The organism is Paenibacillus sp. FSL P4-0081 (genome assembly GCF_000758565.1).
Taxonomy (GTDB): domain Bacteria; phylum Bacillota; class Bacilli; order Paenibacillales; family Paenibacillaceae; genus Paenibacillus_AQ; species Paenibacillus_AQ phytohabitans.
Genome location: NZ_CP009280.1, coordinates 6423163 through 6436624 on the forward strand (window position 1 = coordinate 6423163; position 13462 = coordinate 6436624).

At 48.2% G+C, this 13462-nt stretch carries 18 protein-coding genes; all 18 read right to left on the minus strand.

Translation table 11 applies throughout. The annotated features are described in order from the left end of the window. Positions 1-27: 27 nt before the first annotated feature. Positions 28-1227, minus strand: a complete 1200-nt coding sequence (locus tag P40081_RS27345) for a phage major capsid protein (protein ID WP_042139342.1) — start codon at positions 1225-1227, stop codon at positions 28-30. Between the two features lie 49 nt (positions 1228-1276). Continuing rightward, positions 1277-1870, minus strand: a complete 594-nt coding sequence (locus P40081_RS27350; RefSeq protein WP_042139343.1) for an HK97 family phage prohead protease — start codon at positions 1868-1870, stop codon at positions 1277-1279. After that, positions 1815-3188, minus strand: a complete 1374-nt coding sequence (locus tag P40081_RS27355) for a phage portal protein (RefSeq protein WP_042139344.1) — start codon at positions 3186-3188, stop codon at positions 1815-1817. Before P40081_RS27355 ends, P40081_RS27350 begins: the two co-directional genes overlap by 56 nt. Before the next feature lie 49 nt (positions 3189-3237). After that, on the minus strand, positions 3238-4830 hold the full coding sequence (locus P40081_RS27360) for a terminase large subunit (RefSeq protein WP_042139345.1): 1593 nt from the start codon (positions 4828-4830) through the stop codon (positions 3238-3240). Then, positions 4820-5434, minus strand: a complete 615-nt coding sequence (locus P40081_RS27365; protein ID WP_042139346.1) for a P27 family phage terminase small subunit — start codon at positions 5432-5434, stop codon at positions 4820-4822. Before P40081_RS27365 ends, P40081_RS27360 begins: the two co-directional genes overlap by 11 nt. Before the next feature lie 172 nt (positions 5435-5606). Further along, positions 5607-5969, minus strand: coding sequence for an HNH endonuclease (locus P40081_RS27370; RefSeq protein WP_042139347.1), 363 nt, complete (start codon positions 5967-5969; stop codon positions 5607-5609). Next, a complete protein-coding gene (locus P40081_RS27375; RefSeq protein ID WP_042139348.1) occupies positions 5953-6405 on the minus strand; it encodes a hypothetical protein in 453 nt (150 codons plus the stop codon). The genes P40081_RS27370 and P40081_RS27375 overlap by 17 nt, the downstream gene beginning before the upstream one ends. Positions 6406-6685: 280 nt before the next feature. Beyond that, positions 6686-7243, minus strand: coding sequence for a site-specific integrase (locus P40081_RS27380; RefSeq protein ID WP_042139349.1), 558 nt, complete (start codon positions 7241-7243; stop codon positions 6686-6688). A gap of 561 nt (positions 7244-7804) precedes the next feature. Further along, positions 7805-8182, minus strand: a complete 378-nt coding sequence (locus tag P40081_RS27385; protein ID WP_042139350.1) for a hypothetical protein — start codon at positions 8180-8182, stop codon at positions 7805-7807. Between the two features lie 75 nt (positions 8183-8257). Further along, entirely contained in the window at positions 8258-8440 is a 183-nt protein-coding gene (locus tag P40081_RS27390; RefSeq protein WP_042139351.1) for a hypothetical protein, read from the minus strand. 39 nt (positions 8441-8479) lie between these two features. Further along, positions 8480-8662, minus strand: a complete 183-nt coding sequence (locus tag P40081_RS27395) for a hypothetical protein (RefSeq protein ID WP_042139352.1) — start codon at positions 8660-8662, stop codon at positions 8480-8482. Between the two features lie 14 nt (positions 8663-8676). Continuing rightward, complete coding sequence (locus P40081_RS27400; RefSeq protein ID WP_052422042.1) at positions 8677-9441, minus strand: phosphoadenosine phosphosulfate reductase domain-containing protein; 765 nt, start codon at positions 9439-9441, stop codon at positions 8677-8679. Between the two features lie 42 nt (positions 9442-9483). Beyond that, complete coding sequence (locus P40081_RS27405) at positions 9484-9780, minus strand: hypothetical protein (protein ID WP_156118715.1); 297 nt, start codon at positions 9778-9780, stop codon at positions 9484-9486. Then, entirely contained in the window at positions 9704-10123 is a 420-nt protein-coding gene (locus P40081_RS27410) for an ASCH domain-containing protein (protein ID WP_081970167.1), read from the minus strand. The genes P40081_RS27405 and P40081_RS27410 overlap by 77 nt, the downstream gene beginning before the upstream one ends. A gap of 18 nt (positions 10124-10141) precedes the next feature. Continuing rightward, on the minus strand, positions 10142-11497 hold the full coding sequence (dnaB, locus tag P40081_RS27415) for a replicative DNA helicase (RefSeq protein WP_042139355.1): 1356 nt from the start codon (positions 11495-11497) through the stop codon (positions 10142-10144). Between the two features lie 194 nt (positions 11498-11691). Beyond that, positions 11692-12828 carry a hypothetical protein gene (locus P40081_RS36740; RefSeq protein ID WP_052422043.1) on the minus strand — a complete coding sequence of 379 codons (1137 nt, stop codon included), beginning with the start codon at positions 12826-12828 and terminating at the stop codon, positions 11692-11694. A 21-nt stretch (positions 12829-12849) separates the two neighbouring features. Continuing rightward, positions 12850-13035, minus strand: coding sequence for a hypothetical protein (locus P40081_RS27425; protein ID WP_042139357.1), 186 nt, complete (start codon positions 13033-13035; stop codon positions 12850-12852). Between the two features lie 11 nt (positions 13036-13046). Further along, positions 13047-13352 carry a hypothetical protein gene (locus tag P40081_RS27430; RefSeq protein ID WP_042139358.1) on the minus strand — a complete coding sequence of 102 codons (306 nt, stop codon included), beginning with the start codon at positions 13350-13352 and terminating at the stop codon, positions 13047-13049. Positions 13353-13462 lie beyond the last annotated feature (110 nt).

Below are 13462 nucleotides of genomic sequence, written 5' to 3' on the forward strand. Positions count from 1 at the left end.
TGGGTTTAAAAAAGGGGCGAATTGCCCCTATGCTTCGTCCGAAATATCCAATTGGCCGAAAACAGCCGCGCCCGGGTCCCAAATCTTGATATCGTCCCGCATAATAGCCCGGAACTCCGTAGTATCCCGTCTCCAAGCGTCGCCGCCTTCTTTAGTGCTGGCCAACTCGAAAAATTTACGGGAAAACAGCTTGATCAGTTGTTTGAGATTACCAATAATGATAGGCGCTTTCCCGGTTACGGTATCGCTTGGCAAATACCGATTGGCAACCACGACAATCCGGCGACCCTTGTACACCATGCCGGTAGGTGAAGTGATATCCGGCTGCAAGAGTGGCCGTCCCTGGGTATCAACCAATTGATCCAACCAGTTAAACCCGTCTTGATTGGTCATGATTATGGACGTTTGGCTAATTGCCGGGTCCAAATCTACATTGAGAACGCGCTTGACGTCACCAAAATTAGCTAAATCCACCTTCGGGAGCGTTTTTGCAAGCGTCGTGATTAGAACATTCCGTGTGACTACCGCCTTGCGGCCCAGCCAATCTGTGATATATTCAATCAAATTCTGATCGCTATCAGCCAGAAGTTCATTCGTGAGTGGAAGGATACCCCCACGTTTCCGAACCTTATAGTCGATATCCTGGAAGGTTGGGTTGTCGGTTTCTGGAATTGGCGCATACTCATCAATAATCGGGAAAGGAACCATGTCCTGAATCTTCTCCATCACTCGAGAACCAGACAAAGAATTTACCGAAATGACGTCAACATACTGTGAAAGATCATCCAAGGAACGCATAAATGTATAAATCTTTGTTTGGATATCCTTCGGAACCAACAAATGCGAATCCCCAGCAGGAATGGCAGGGTTTGTCTCTCCTTCATTCATCACAGCCCGGCGTTCATATTCCTTAACCACACTCCGCATATCCGCCGTTACCCCTTGACGACGAAGGCCCCGTAAGAAGATACCTTGATACTCCTTCTCGAGTTCGGCATCCTCGCGCTTCTCCATGCCTGTAGCGCGGCCACCCAATTCCTCACCACCGCCCAGAATATCGCGTTCCTCATTCTCCAGCTCCTGCAGCATCTTCGCCTTCGCTTGCAAGGAACGGACTTCGTTCATTAAATCCTCTGCTTCTTTCGTCTTATCCTGCGCCAGGAAAGAGCGCACTTCCGTTTTACGCTGCTCTAGCTTCGCCAGCAGCTCACGCAATTCTTTATTCATAGGTTGTAACCCTCCGTATAATGGTTTTTGGCCAAACAAAAAGAGCCGATCAAATCAGCTCCAGTTCAATCAACATTTTCTGTTTTAACACCTGATCGGAAGCCCGCTGTTCGTTGGCTTTGAAATCCTCCAAGGATCGAACAGAAACTTCATTTTCAGGATAAGCAGCGAACGGTGTCGGTGAAATTTCTGGCAATGTAGCATTTAAAACAGTGCGTCGATAGAGTGTTTTTCCATCACGCTCAATTTTAGACCACCGGTCTCCGTTGGTCCGAACGTTAAAACCGAAGGAAATACCGTCCACATCACCACGGCGAATACTTTCATAAGCATCATTTCCCCAAGTGCTATTTGGAAGGTCCAGTTCAAAGCGCAACTCTGTTTGACCGTCAAATAATCGCAAAGTGTTTGATCGGGTATTCCCTAGGATCTGATCAGTACTATGGCACCAAAGGGATACGGTGTTACTCTCACGCATAAACTCCGTGAAAGCACCCGGGGCAATCACTTCTACAAAGTCGTCACCATACCAATCTCGCATAACGTGAGACTCGGAGTCATACTTGATTGAACCGCTCAAGGTTCGCTTACTCGCTTCCGTCTCCGTCGCTTCCGTCTCCCGGATCTCTAATGTCGCCGGCATTGCCCTCTTCTCCTTCGTCGGAGTCGGGTTCGTTTTCTTCTGGCTCAGTTTCTTCACCCCCCTTCATGTATTGCTGGCCTGCCATGGTCAGCGGTATGACATTTCCATTGAACACCAGCTGATCCCCGCCCGGCATTGGCGGCTTGTCTTCCGCTGCCCGTGCTTCATTGGGCGTAAGAAATCCACCCGAAATCCCTTTGGCATGGGCTTCATACCGGGTTTTCAGGTCAGCGCGCAAAATAGAATCCACATTGAACTTGCAATAATACCCGTCGTCCAGCTCCGAATCGATGAACAATTTGTAAGAGAGCTCCTGTTCATAAGTGGTAAGAATCGATTGCTGGGTATCACTGTAGAAAGCAAGCTGCTGCTGCTCCACGTTGCTGTACGTGGCCTTCGCTAAATCGTTCAGCTGGTGCATTTTGACGCCGAAGGCATTGGCAATCTGTCTGAACGTCAGTTCCGTGTTTTGCAAGAACTGAGCGTCGGCCATGCTGATGGCTATCGGCGTGAATTGATAGCCGTAAGGCATCATGGCGACCCGGTGACTGTTCTTCAGTCCGGATGTCATGCTTTCAAAATTATCCTTGAATACCTTTTTGGCTCCATCGTCCAGCGTACCGGTGTATTGCACCAAACCTTTGACCTGAAGCCCTTGCTTATAAAAATTGTTAATGAACTTGCCCGCAGAAGCCGCATTCTCGGCAGAAGTCCGCAAGTAATCCATGGTATGCACGCCGATTAAGCCGTCCAGAGTAATGCTCCCTTTAAAATGCAACACCTCTTCCGGCAGCAGCTTGCGCTTTTGCCCGTTGCCTATGTCCACCTCGTACCATAATCGTGTCTGGCTGGAAGCAATGCGAAGTGTGGGGTCCGGTAAGATCCCGGCATCATCCACAATGACCCGGACTTTGCTGGCATCCATCGGCCATAGCCCAATGACTCTACCTGTGCGTTTATCAAATTCAATAGAGGCATAGGCGTTCCCCATGGCCCGGTTCGCCTCGATGGCCTTCCAAAAGTCCGCAGCGGACATGTATGGATTCGGCCGCAGCTTGAGTAGCCGGTACAAGTAATGTTTGGCTGACTTGGTGATGCCTGAATCGTCCTCCTGGTACACCTTTAGCGGCAGCTTGGAAATAGCATCGGATAAAACCTTAATGCAGGCATATACTGTGTCAACCTTCAGGGCATTCCATCCTTTAATGTTGACTTCGCCCGGACCCACATCCAAACCCAACCACTCCAGCAGCTTGCGGTCATTTAAACCCACTTCCTGGCTACGTGTTTCCACTTTATCTCGACCAAACCCAAACATTCGCGTTAACAAATTCTGTCTCACACAAGCACCCCCTCCCCTCGGAACATCAGCCCCATAATTTTTTCAAGAAATCATCTTCGGCAAACTCATCCACGTTAGGATTGATCTCTTCAAACATCATGGCCGTAGCCATGGCGTTAATCATGGCGACAATTAAATCAATGCGTTCTTTCGACTTATTTTTCATGGGCTTCACGTTCTCGTTACCATCCACAGCAACGACGATATTCCCCCAGCACCAGCGGGCAACCGGATTGATTTCATGACTCATCAGTCCGCGCTTCATCAGCTGCTCAATCATCTTCATGGCCGGGCTCATGTTCTTCATGTCCTGGGCGATTTCTACAACCTCCATGCCTTCCCGCATTAAGTGCTGAGTTAGCATTCGGCTATTCCATGGGTCCGTTCCGAGCGTGTGGATGTCATACTGCTTGTTGGATGCCAGTAACCGGGCTTCCACAAAGTCATAATCCACCACATCCCCGGGCGTAGTGAGCATAAATTTCTGATCAACCCAGCGATCATATGGAACCTTATCCCGCTTGACCCGCTCCCGCATGTTATCTTCCGGAATCCAGGCATCAAAAATCACCCGCCAGTCTGGAATTCCTTCCTGCGGTGGAAACAGGTAGCAAGCAGCCGTAATATCCGTGGTGCTGGATAAGTCAACGCCCGGATAGCAGCGTTTGCCCACCAGCTCCGATAATCCCCACTTGCCCGCCGTCTTGTCCCACAAGGTCAGGGGCTGCCAGCCGGTCCGCTTCAGGCTGATCCATTGATTGAGTCGCAGCCAACGAAAAAGGCGCTCCGCCGACTCCTTGTTCCGAGCGGTTAGCGCCTCCTGCCTTACAGCATCTATGTCTATGGTATGCCCAAGGCTTGGATTCACCTGGTACCATAGATTTTCATCGTAAATATCAATCTCCTGGCCGTTTTCGTCTTCTCCATCCTCCGGTATGCCATATATTTTGACATACCATGATGGGTCAATCTTCACCCCGTCACGGATCTGCTTGGCATATTCATGCTGCTCCCAGCCGATAGAGCCCCGATCTGGATCGTCACCGGCCGTGGTAATCACCCACCACAGCGGTTCTTTACGGGCAGCTCCTGAACCAAAGGTCATAACATCCCACAAATCACGGTTCGGCTGAGCGTGAAGCTCATCGAAGATAACAACCGTCGGGTTAATGCCGTGCTTGGTGTATGCTTCCGCCGACAACACTTTCATGACGGTGCCAGTAATCAGATTTTTAATTTCCTTGGAGCTGTCTAGCACCTTTAGGATGCCTTCAAATTCCGGCTCCTGTTCAATCATAGCGGCAGCTGCTTTATAAACGAGCTTCGCCTGTTCCTTATCTGCCGCGCAGCAGTAAATCTGTCCGCCCGGCGGATCGCAAACCAAATGATATAAACCCACGGCAGCAATCAGACTGGTTTTCCCGTTTTTCTTCGGGACTTCCAAATAAGCATATTTGTATTGCCGGTATCCCCGCTCCGTTACGGTCCCATACACATTCCACAGAATTTCATGCTGCCAGTCCAGCAGGATAAACGGCTGTCCATAGAAATCATCAACCGCATGCAGCATCTGAATGAACTCAATGGGTTCAAGCGCCCGCTGTTTATCATGTGCCATGGCTGCCGCCAGCTCTCCGGCTCATAAATTGAGCCATCGCGGACTTCTTGTCCTCTTTTTTGGGAATCGTTACGTTCTTCACCTTAGCCAGCGGATTAAGGAATAGCCGGTCCTGCAATTTCAGCAGCATATCGACCTTTTTATTGATGGCCGTTTCCACCTTCAGAATCCCTTCCAGGCTGGCTAATTGCGAAAGATATTGAAGCGCCTTTAAATTGACGTCCAGCGCCGCTTCCGCTTCTCCGATATATTCATCCAGGATGTGTTCGTCAATGACGATGTTCTCCAGCTTTTGATATTGGTCCAGAAGGTTCTCATATTCGCTGTAGGTCTTACAGTAAAGAGCAAATGTCCCCACATCCGTACTGCTTAATAATGAAACTCCCTGATTAGCGGACTCTTGGTACTCTTTAATCAATTCGCCCCAAAGCTTATTCGCAACTTTGTCTTGAGAAATGTACTTTGGCTTTTTTAATTTTTTCAAATCATTTTTTCCAAGCTTCAATTCGGACTCCGTCCGCTGTTTAATTTCCTCCTTGGTCAAACGATTAGGGTTGCCCTCTGCAATGTGCAGAGCAACCGGCTTGGCGTTTCTCCCTGCCATGAGGGCGCACCTCCAATTTCTAAAAAGTTTCAAAAAACGAAAAAAATTAATACGAGAGTCCGATGCGGTCTCTTAGGGGGGGTAAAAAAAGTTTTTTTGGGGGCCCCCCGGGTCTAAAATATTTTTCAGAAGAAAATATTTTAAAAATAATTTAAAAAAAATATTTTAAAAATTAAAAAACAATTTTATTTCCAAATCCGCCGTCTTCTTTGGCCGTCTTCTGGCTGTGATGGGAAGCACAAAGCGGCTGCCAGTTACTACGACGCCAGAACAGCTTATCGTCACCCTTGTGCGGAATGATATGATCCACTACAGTAGCAGCCCCTGCCACACCTGAAGCCTTACAGACCACGCACAGCGGGTGCAGCTTCAGGTACTCCAGTCGTTCCTTCTTCCACTTGTGTCCATAGCCTCGACTCGCTGACGTTCCTCTGTGCTGCTCTCGCTGCTGTCTATGCTTGTCACAATAACCGCCGTTGCTGACCAGCTCACGGCATCCGGCCTTATTACACGGGCGTTTAGGTCTGCTCGGCATCGCCTGCACTTATCCCTACAGATACGTAGTCAGAGAGTGGGCGGCTCATCATTGACTCTACGCCAGCTATCACCTTCTCAAATTCCTTGGTGAACCTTTCGGAGAAGTCCTCTATATTAGAGACCATATTCACGTTAATGGTCAGGTCTCCAACGCCGTAACTCTTCGTGCCTTCCTGCTCGTCTACTTCTGTTATTGTCCACTCTATTACTGGAGGATGGCGTATACCGTCCTTATCACCAATCCTTGGCACGGGCTGTTTTATCGTCTTGGTGATGTTGTACTCCTTATCCAGAGAGTCCAGCGCCTCCATAGTCTTGTGAACTGCTCCTATTGTTTTAACTGTCTTTTGGTACATTGTCTTCACCCTTTCCTGTTCGATTGCCACATCATCAACACGAAAGAAGCGTTGAACAGCAGCCAATAAATCCACCACGGCATGTATTCAACCTCCCCAAATGGTCAATGTATAAATATTCATCGGCTTTTTTAAGCGTGCAACGCCAAATAACCCTTATTAGAAAAGGGCTCTTTCTGCTGCTATTCAATTCATAACAACCACCGAATGAGGCTAAAACTGCATACTTTGAATAAAAAGGCAGTTCCTCATATCTTATTATTCTGCATAACTCGATTGGCGGCTGCGATCCCTTGATACATAAGGGTTTATGAACACCTCTCCAGCATCAGTTATACACTCGCTAAATATGAATAACTTATAGGCCAAAACGATTCATAGCCGTGTTCATCATATCTTGATCCATACCAATGTAACCCATGGTGATACTCTCATTCGAATGGTTCAGCAGACGTTTCACAAGTGTAATGTCCTTCGTCTTTTGATACATATGATAGCCGAACGTCTTCCGTAAGGTGTGAGTACCGATGTCCACAAGGTCAAATTCATCCGCCGCTTTCCGCATGATCTTGTACGCCATATCGCGCTTGATGGGTCTATTCTTTCCACCTTGCCGAGAAGGGAACAAGTAATCATCCATGTCCATGTCAGCCGTATACTTTTTAAGTTCACGCTTAAGGGTTGGGTTGATCTGAATAATCTTCCTCTTTCCGGTCTTCATTTCGTTCATAACGATCTGATCCCCGATAACATCCCGTTTGCGGAACTTCAAAATATCCTGAATCCGCAACCCCGTGTTAATGCCCAAGACAAACATCATGCAATTTCGTTCACCCTGTTTGCCAAATTCCTTCCGAAAGAATCCCTTAATATTATCAATCGTCTCTTGATCGCGAATCGGCTGAACAAAGTTCATTTGCTCTCACCGTCCACCTTAATACAGCCTGACGGTTTGGAACAGAACTGAGCAGCTGCTTCCCACTTCCCCCAGATACAACCCTTGCAATTAACCGGCTGCTTCGGTTCTGGCGGTTCTCTAAGCCTCCTTATCTCTTTCATTGCTTTTCCCCCAATATAAAAAGCCGCCCTATAATAGGGCGACTTCGAATGTTCACATTGTACATAATCCCGTATTTGCATGGTGACGGACGGCAATGCCGTAACATATCCCCTATGCGCCTATCGCGCCCGGGTGGAGCGCGTTGAGAGCATTATGAACTCTCATTCCCCGCATCCATACCGCCGCGAACACCTACTTGCTACTTGTGCTACAGCTCCACTCCCTTTGCGTCTTGCGCTTGTCAAAGGTGCTTCATCACTGATTCAGCATGGCCGAGTCCTGCTGGGGTAAGGGGTAGCAGGGACACCCGGGAATAACTTCTTCCCTATGTCCCTACTGTAAATCCAAAATACAGACGCTTTGCTGACGTTAAACTGACCTAAAACAGACGCTTTACAGACAGATTACAGACACGTTTTAGATAATGCCGAGCATTTTAAGGGTACCGGCTACTGATTCTGTCCCTTCCTGGATCTTCCTATCAAATGATCGCTCCGAGAAAATGGACCATTTTATTAATGCTGCTTTACGTGGGTTTCGGTCAATGAACCGGTATTCCATGATCTCTTTAATTTCTAAGTCCAAAATGGCATGAATCGCCAACTCAATATTTTCAATTATGGGGTCCCACTTTTTAAGTGTAGATTTCTCTTTAGGGGAAAGCGAACCTCTTAACTTTAATCCATTGACGGTAATTGCCATTTTGGGATATTTGCGAAGCAAAACTTTTGTAATTTCGATATCAAATTCGGTCGCACTTGGAAACAATTCCCCTTGTTCCAATACCATTGCCATTCCCCTCGCCCCTTTATGCTATAATGGGTTTGAGGTATAATTTACCGTTTATTGACCCCCGGGACCGGCCAAGGATTAAGGGGTCTTTTTTTGTGCATTTACCTTGCGATTGTCATAATTATTTCCATTATCATCACAGTACGTGCAGCGCACAGGTGTAGCATACTCTTTTCCTTGAAACGTCTGAAGCAGGATGTACTCTTTTGCACCTCCACATTGCTTGCAGACACGAACATATTTCCTCTTGGCTTTCAGCATTCCAATGTTCACTCCTTCGCTACACTCTCGTACTGCGCATTACGTGGTTAGAATCTCCCCGACCCAGCCACATTTACAAAAATAGTTCCAGCATGTCGTTTCAAGAAATCCTTCAATCTTCAGCACCTTGCCAGTTTTAACAGATCTGATTCTTCCGACTGCTATTTGCTCATAAACCTTCAGGTTTTCATTTCCACATTGTGGACATTTCTCTTCTTCCATGAAACACATCTCCTCTAATCAATCTTGATCCCTATATGATCCTCCAGGCTGATCGGCTGTTTCCCCTTCATAAACATGGTGTGTCCAATTTGTTTCTCCAGATCAACATACCTGCGGTATAAGTCTGGGTTGCAGATGGCTCCATGTCGGAGGTCATTGACTGAACCCATGATGCAGAACACACAGCTCAGACGCTCATTTCCGTCAGCGTATGCCCAGAACGGTTCCTGCCCAGCATCTCCAATTACTTGAAATACCTGCTCAGTAGTTAAATCAAAAATCGGCATCCAGTTGTATACGTCTCGGCTCCGGCAACTCTCGGAAACGTTATATTGGAACGGCTGTTTCTTAGCTCTGGCTGAGGACTCCTCTGCCCGGATGCCCATGCAATTCACCGCTATGGAAGCACCACGTTGTTTAAGGTCATTTCGGATAAACTTAAATATCGGCCCGCGTTTCAGGTCACTGGTGCACTGTCTGCATGATGAAGAAGGCCATTTCCCCCGATCCTCAACCATGCCAAGCAGCGTCTTCACCTCACCGTTATGCTTAATCGCTCTGACTACATTTACAGGATGCCGGGTATTAGAAGTAATATGGTTTTGAACGCCCGTCCACTCAACTTCACCCAGGTCTGCATGAACCACAACCAATTGATCATTTGGAATGAAGCCCTGGAGCAAGGCATACATTGCTTGCGAATCCTTACCACCTGAATGAGAACAGTAGAAAATTGCTCCAGATTCTACTAAACCAGCAATCTCTTCTGGTAGATTCATAACCATGACCTCCCTTGATACGCCTTATAAGTCTAATCTTCATCAGGCATGTTTCTGATCTTTTCTATTCTCAAATATGTTCGCCGTCTTTGGATAGCAGACCCAGGCAAAACCTATTTGCCCGCCGCCCCAATCTTCCCGGATGTAGGAATAGCCTTTTGACAGGTATTCATCCGGGCGAATCCGTATATCTCCAAACGCCGTTTTTATCGTCTGGTACTTTGCCAACTCGGAATAGGGCCACACATACAATTGAAATCGTTCAGCCTTTCTCCCCTTGCGGACCACCTTGCCCAATGCCATATTGATCATATTCAGCGCCTGCGGATGAATGCTCATAGCAGCCTCCCTCCGGCAGCTTGACCCAAATGACCGCGCCTTGCGGGTGAATGTAAGGAATCGGTTCCGGGAAGATAACCGGATTTCCCATTACCCATGCATACGGGGTTTTATAATTGATATCTGCGTAGGGAACAAGGTGCTTGTCCTGGTTGGCATCCCAGACGAACATTGTAAGGGGAATGCATCCTAGTAGCTCAACCGTACCGAACACCTTGCCCGTGCCACTCTTAATAATTCCAATGCTCCCGCGCTTCGACGTCCGACTGCCTCTTATTTCCCATGTCTTTCCTCCAGATAGAATCAAGTCCGCCCATTTCGCTTTAATAATCAACCCGTCCACTTGGATTCCCTCCTTTGGTCATGACGCCGCATGTACCCTCTCATAATTAACAAATTTATTGAATTGCTTCAGGAATACTAGTTCCACCGTACCCACCGGGCCATTACGCTGCTTAGAAATGATAATTTCGATTATGTTCTTTTTCTCTGTATCCTGGTTGTAGTAATCATCCCGGTAAAGGAACGCCACAACATCCGCATCCTGTTCTATGGCTCCCGATTCCCGAAGATCGCTCATCATCGGTCGTTTGTCCTGGCGCTGCTCAACGCCCCGGCTGAGCTGGGACAAAGCAATGACAGGAACGTCAAGTTCCCGAGCAATCTGCTTCAGGGTACGGGATATTTCGGAAACCTCTTGTTGACGGTTCTCCCCCGACTTACCCCGGCCTTGAATCAATTGCAGATAATCAATCACTATCATACCCAGGCCATGACTCTTCTTTAGGCGACGGCAGCGCGCGCGTATCTCCTGAACAGTGATTACAGCCGGATCAGCGATGAAGATGTTTGCCCCACCTAGAATGGAAACAGCCCCAGCCATTTTGTCCCAGTCATGCCCTTTCATTTCCCCGGTCCGCATGGCATTGGAATCCAGATTACCCTCAGCGCTTATCATGCGCTGCACAAGTTGAGGCGCGGACATTTCCAAGCTGAAGATAGCAACCGTCTTCTTCGTTCGGACTGCGACATTCTGCGCGATGTTCAGGGCGAATGCTGTTTTCCCAACAGAAGGACGGGCTGCAACAACAATGAAATCGCCGTTTTGGAAGCCTGCAAGCATAGCGTCTAAATCGGTGTACCCGGAATAAAGTCCCGTTGTAATGCCATTTTTGACGTTTGTACAACGTTCCTCCGTCGTATCAATGACCTGCATCATCACCTTATTGATGGGCTGGAAATCATCGTCGGATGAAGCCTGATCCGATAAGGCCGACGCTTCGTTGAGCATGGTACTAACCACGAGTCCGGCGTCGTCGCTTTCATACGCCTGCCGCATCTGGCGTTCGGCGGCATAGATCGCCTTGCGCAGCGTGTGCTTGTCCTCCAGAATACCGATGTAATACCCAATCTCTGCCGCCGATGGCACCGAATGAGCCAGTTTGAGTAAATAGCTTGTCCCGCCAATCTTGTCCAATTGCTTTCGGCTCTGCAACTCATTCGCCATCGCCGGAAATTCAATAGGATCACCGCCCCGATGTAAAGTGACGATGGACCGGAATATCTCCTGATGCACAGGGTTTAAGAATGATTCAGGCTGAAGAGCGGACGCCAACTCTACCGCATCCCCCGTTTTGTCCATGAGGACCGCCCCCAGAACCGCAGCTTCCGCAGCCGGGCTATTCGGTAATTCTCGAATCTCTTCCAAGCTTTGCATATAGTGCCTCCTTCCAGCCCGCAGGCGGCAGCGCCACTTCTGCGCGATTATTTTGTCTCTCAGCCAGTACATGCGCGGCCTCTATTTTGCTTCGCATATCCTCAGTCATATCACCGTGCCCAGCACGTATCTGGGCGATTTTGGGTGCCCATGAATTTGTTAAAATATGATGCCGGACGTTTTCGATGGCTTTATCAAACGGGAAGTCTTTCAGCGCTTCGTAAAGCCGGGTAACTTCCTGGTCGCTGGTGTCTATCTGGTGCGTATACTCCCGTTTGAGTTCTATCAGGAGTTGTATCACTTGCGCTCTTTTCAAGGTCTTCGGCCTCCTTCATGCGACGTTGCAGGTCTTCCATTTCCTGCTGCTGCTTCGTTTTGCGCGGCGGCTCTGATGGAGCTGCCTTAGCTCCCGGCTGACTACCAGGCTTGCCGTCCGTCTTGCTGACAGTTTGGGTATTCTTCCAGGCTTTCTTGATGCCGCCTGTGTAGTAAGCGAAGCTATTAGCCTGTTCAAAGTCTTCGCCCTCACGCGCCTGTTTTTCCCTGTACATGGTTTCCATAGTTCGGATGGTAAAAGGGATAGGAATCCCTCCGGTGACCATCTTACCCATGGCTTCACGTTCTTTCGGGGAAACATGTATATCTGATCGGCCGTGTAAAACGCAGTAAGCTTTCATCAGGACGAACATGTCATTTTCTGGCGGGGTTTGGTTTGGTTCTTCTTCCCACCACTCTTTTTCTAAGTTAGTAATAGTAGTAGTAATAGTAATATCTTTTGCATCGGACATTTTTGTCTGATCACTACCTAAACCCGGCCTTTGATCGGACATATATGTCTGATCACTATCGTACTGAACGGACAGAAATGTCTGATCACCATCCGTGTGAACGGACAAATATGTCTGATCTCTGTCGTCCTGATCGGACATTCCTGTCTGATCACTTTCGTTCTGATCGGACACAATTGTCTGATCACTTTTTAATGTAGGAACACGTTTATCTGATCGCTTCAGAAGGTCTTTCTTGGATTTCCTAACCCTTATGATCAAACCCCGGGGCGCTCTGGTGATATGGAGGTAACCGTGCTCCTGCAGGTCACTTATCCATCTGCTGATGCTCTTGTCGGTAACCCCAAAGTTTCCGCCGATCTCAGATAGCTTCATCGGCTTCCCACCGAGGACAAGCCCCCAGACAGTTCCGTCCTCTTCGACTTCCTTAGTCGTGGAGCTGATGCACCAAGCAAATAGCCATATCGCGCTGCCTATGTTGTTGTAATGCTGCGGCGAAAACAGCCCGGAGAAGATCGGAAAAGGAAAGCTATCTGCTGGCATAAGCTCACCTCTGCTGTATCATCATCGTTTGCCCTTCTTTACAGGCGGGCGTTTCACAATCTCCGTTACATCCGTGCGGAGAAAGAATGCTAATTCTCCGTCTTCCTTTCGGAGCTTTGCCCATGGGCGGGCGATGCCCCATGTATCCAGTACCTCACCATACAGGCCGCAGCTTGTCCGCACCGTGTCACCTTTGAATACAAGCATATTGCGCCCCTTTACCTATCAAGGCGAAGCAGCAAGGCTTCACGCAGGATTTCAGTGCTCTTGTTGTCTAAGCGGTCAGCCTGTGAAAGATCTATTTTGTTGATGCCGTTAAAAAGGTGTAGCGCAACTTCCAACATGAATTTTTCGCATGGACTCCAACCCTTCGATGCTTTCAACAAAGCTTCTACATGCAAAGACAGTTCTTCAAAATCAAAATAATCCGGATTGGATAAGAATTGCTTAAGCTTGTTATGATTCGTGAAAATATGAAGCAGCCCCCGCCAGTAACGATCCTGAAATAAATGTTCAGGTATCATAATGCCATTCCCCTTTCATAAGATTATTGCGTCAGCTGCATCGTGCAACGCCAAACCGGAGGAAGGTTACTTCTAAGGTTCGACGCTGCACGATGCAGCTGCGGCGGATA

Excerpts from the sequence above, each read along its gene's own strand:
- P40081_RS27345 (WP_042139342.1), bottom strand. The coding sequence starts at position 1,227 with ATGAATAAAGAATTGCGTGAGCTGCTGGCGAAGCTAGAGCAGCGTAAA.
- P40081_RS27350 (WP_042139343.1), bottom strand. The coding sequence starts at position 1,870 with ATGCCGGCGACATTAGAGATCCGGGAGACGGAAGCGACGGAGACGGAA.
- P40081_RS27355 (WP_042139344.1), bottom strand. The coding sequence starts at position 3,188 with ATGTTTGGGTTTGGTCGAGATAAAGTGGAAACACGTAGCCAGGAAGTG.
- P40081_RS27360 (WP_042139345.1), bottom strand. The coding sequence starts at position 4,830 with ATGGCACATGATAAACAGCGGGCGCTTGAACCCATTGAGTTCATTCAG.
- P40081_RS27365 (WP_042139346.1), bottom strand. The coding sequence starts at position 5,434 with ATGGCAGGGAGAAACGCCAAGCCGGTTGCTCTGCACATTGCAGAGGGC.
- P40081_RS27370 (WP_042139347.1), bottom strand. The coding sequence starts at position 5,969 with ATGCCGAGCAGACCTAAACGCCCGTGTAATAAGGCCGGATGCCGTGAG.
- P40081_RS27380 (WP_042139349.1), bottom strand. The coding sequence starts at position 7,243 with ATGAACTTTGTTCAGCCGATTCGCGATCAAGAGACGATTGATAATATT.
- P40081_RS27385 (WP_042139350.1), bottom strand. The coding sequence starts at position 8,182 with ATGGCAATGGTATTGGAACAAGGGGAATTGTTTCCAAGTGCGACCGAA.
- P40081_RS27390 (WP_042139351.1), bottom strand. The coding sequence starts at position 8,440 with ATGCTGAAAGCCAAGAGGAAATATGTTCGTGTCTGCAAGCAATGTGGA.
- P40081_RS27395 (WP_042139352.1), bottom strand. The coding sequence starts at position 8,662 with ATGGAAGAAGAGAAATGTCCACAATGTGGAAATGAAAACCTGAAGGTT.
- P40081_RS27400 (WP_052422042.1), bottom strand. The coding sequence starts at position 9,441 with ATGAATCTACCAGAAGAGATTGCTGGTTTAGTAGAATCTGGAGCAATT.
- P40081_RS27405 (WP_156118715.1), bottom strand. The coding sequence starts at position 9,780 with ATGAGCATTCATCCGCAGGCGCTGAATATGATCAATATGGCATTGGGC.
- dnaB (WP_042139355.1), bottom strand. The coding sequence starts at position 11,497 with ATGCAAAGCTTGGAAGAGATTCGAGAATTACCGAATAGCCCGGCTGCG.
- P40081_RS36740 (WP_052422043.1), bottom strand. The coding sequence starts at position 12,828 with ATGCCAGCAGATAGCTTTCCTTTTCCGATCTTCTCCGGGCTGTTTTCG.
- P40081_RS27425 (WP_042139357.1), bottom strand. The coding sequence starts at position 13,035 with ATGCTTGTATTCAAAGGTGACACGGTGCGGACAAGCTGCGGCCTGTAT.
- P40081_RS27430 (WP_042139358.1), bottom strand. The coding sequence starts at position 13,352 with ATGATACCTGAACATTTATTTCAGGATCGTTACTGGCGGGGGCTGCTT.